Origin of the sequence: Rhodococcus sp. BS-15 (assembly GCF_000813105.1) — a bacterium.
Lineage (GTDB): Bacteria > Actinomycetota > Actinomycetes > Mycobacteriales > Mycobacteriaceae > Rhodococcoides.
The window spans coordinates 1-2,528 of record NZ_BAOX01000463.1 but is presented as its reverse complement, the minus strand read 5'-3'; the positions used below and the strand labels follow the sequence as shown (position 1 = coordinate 2,528).

Here is a 2,528-nt window from a genome sequence, read left to right as displayed (position 1 = left end):
GCCGCGGAGCGTGCGCTCGGGAGCGCTGGCCGGGGCGGTTGCAGTGGCGACCTCGTCCGTGGCGGCCGACTCGGAAGTATCGGTTGTGGCCGGTGCCGCTTCGGTCTTCTCGGAATCCGCGTCAGCCGCGGGCTTCGACTCCTGCGTGGACTTCTTCTCGCTGGGGGTCTCGACCGGCAGATCGGCTTTGGAGATGGAGATGGTCTTGTCGGTAGGACGCGCCGCGAGAGCGGCCTTGGAGATGGAGACGGTCTTGTCGACCGGCTTCGGTGCAGGCTTGTCGGCAGCAGGCTTGTCGGTGGGAGCCGCCTGTTCGGCGGGCTTCTCGACGTCCTGCTCGGGAGCCGCGGCGGGCGTCTTCGTCTCGGGTGCAGCCTTCGACTCGGCCGGTGTCTCGGCGGACTTCGGCGTTTTGGAGGACGAGGCGGCCTCGGCCTTCACGGGCTCGGTGCGGTCCTGGGTGTCGACCTCGACGCCGCCGCTCGTTCGGTCGGCTTCGCTTGCTGGAGATTGTGCCGGCCCCCCAGCAACTTCGTCGTCGGTCACTGTCACTCCTTCAGGCGAGTACGCCCCGTGTTGTTCTGCAAAAGGTCGACCTGCGTTGGCTTCTGCCCCCGGGTGCCGATGACCAGGGTACGGGAGCCGATCCCGCGCAGTGTCCCATGTGGGCTCGGTTCGAATAACCGGAATCACGCCGGTTTCTGCGGCGGCCGAATCGGCGTCCGTCCGATCGGCTGAACCGCGGAATTTCCGAACGACCCGGCTCAGGGCAACGGTGACCGCCAGGACTTCGGGAATCTTGCCGAACCAGAGTATCGAGAACGTGATGCCGAGCATGATGACGGCATCGATCGCGACGCGGGCGAAGTTGCCGACCCAGCCGTTCATCATGGCGTCGAGACCCAGGATCCGGTCGATCGCGAGCATGGCCGCGCCGCCGGCCAGTGAGGCGATCAGCACCAGCCAGACCGTCTTGCCGACGTTGGCCATCCGTAGGCTGCCCAGGCTCTTGTGCAGCAGGTATCCGCCGATGATCGCGCCGACGGTGTAGCCCAGGCCGGTCGCTGCGCCGAGGAGCAGCACCACCTGCTCGGGCGAGGACGCGACGATCGGGGCGAGCAACGACAGCCCGATCTTGACGGCGGTGATGCCGAGGATGATCCAGGTCGGTGTCCAGGCTTTTTCACGGGCATAGAAGACCCGCAGGTGGATCAGCACCAGGGCGTACGGGATGAGGGAGAAGGCCGACCAGCTCACGGCCTCGCCGAGTCTGGGTGCGACATCGGCGAACCGGCCGAAGCCGTACAGCGCCTCGCCCACCCACGGTCCCGCGAAGGTCAGGAACACGACGATCGGCACCAGCGCGACCATCGTCAGTCGAGTGGCGACCGAGAGATCGTCGACGACGGACGGGGTGTCACCGTTGGCGGCGTTGCGGCTGAGTCTGGGCATGATGGCCGTCAGGACCGTCACGCCGAGAATGCCGTAGGGCAACTGCAGCACGATCCAGGCCTGCGAGTAGATCACGTTGCTGGCATCGTCGGTGCCCGACGCGATCCTGGTGGCGACGACCAGCCCGATCTGGCTGATGACGACGTAGAGCACGATCGCGGCGGCCATCGCGCCGAACTTCTTGAGTCGCTCGTCGAATCCCCAGAGCGGGCGCAGGTCGATGCGTTCGCGGCGCAGCGCCGGGATCAGCGCAACGACCTGGGTGATGACACCCGCGGTGACGCCGAGGCCGAGAACGAGGATCTTGGGGTTGCTCATCTCGATCGTGTTCAGGGTGATCTCGCCCGGGACGAAGGGGTACATCGCGAAGACGCCGAGCACGATCAGGTTGTTGTACACCGGTGCCCAAGCCCCGGGCTTGAAGTTCTGCCGGGTGTTGAGCACCGCCGTGAGCAGGCCGGACAGTCCGTAGAACATCAACGCGGGCAGCACCAGATAGGTGAACGCGATGGTCAGGTCTTCGTTGACCTTCGGATCGCCGTCGAGCATCAGCCGCGCCAACAGCGGGGCTGCGATCGTTGCGGCGAGCGCCACGGTTCCGAGCAGCGCCACCGCGATGGTGAAGAGGCGTCGAACGAACGCCCGACCGCCGTCGGCGTCCTCCTGCTCGGCTCGGACCAACACCGGAACGACGATGGCTCCGAGGACGGCTCCGAGGACCAGCTCGGAGATCATGTTGGGCAGGATCGTCGAGACGGTGAACGCACTGGCCAACGCCGCACCGAGGGTGGCCGTCATGGCGACCTGCTTGGCGAATCCGGTGATGCGACTGACCAGGGTCGCCACCGCGATCGAACCCGACGCGGCCATCAGTGACTTCTGCGGCCTCGGTTCGGGCTGCGGTGCCGGGTCGGACCCGCCCGGCGGAATCTTCGTCGGCGGAACCGTTCCGGACGGTGCTGTGCTCGACGAAGGATAGGGGTAGTCCTCCTCGCGGAACCGCGGGATGAGTTGGGTGACGGCGTCGTCGGCGGCGGGCTGACCGTCCAGCGGCGGCGGTGCCGGGTACGAGCGCA

The 2,528-nt window shown here is 66.9% G+C and carries 1 protein-coding gene; it reads right to left on the bottom strand.

Annotation, left to right across the window (positions count from 1 at the left end; all coding sequences use genetic code 11):
- Positions 1-2,528, bottom strand: a 2,528-nt coding sequence (locus tag RHBS_RS26820) for a lipid II flippase MurJ (RefSeq protein WP_374700672.1), incomplete at both ends; no start/stop codon positions are given.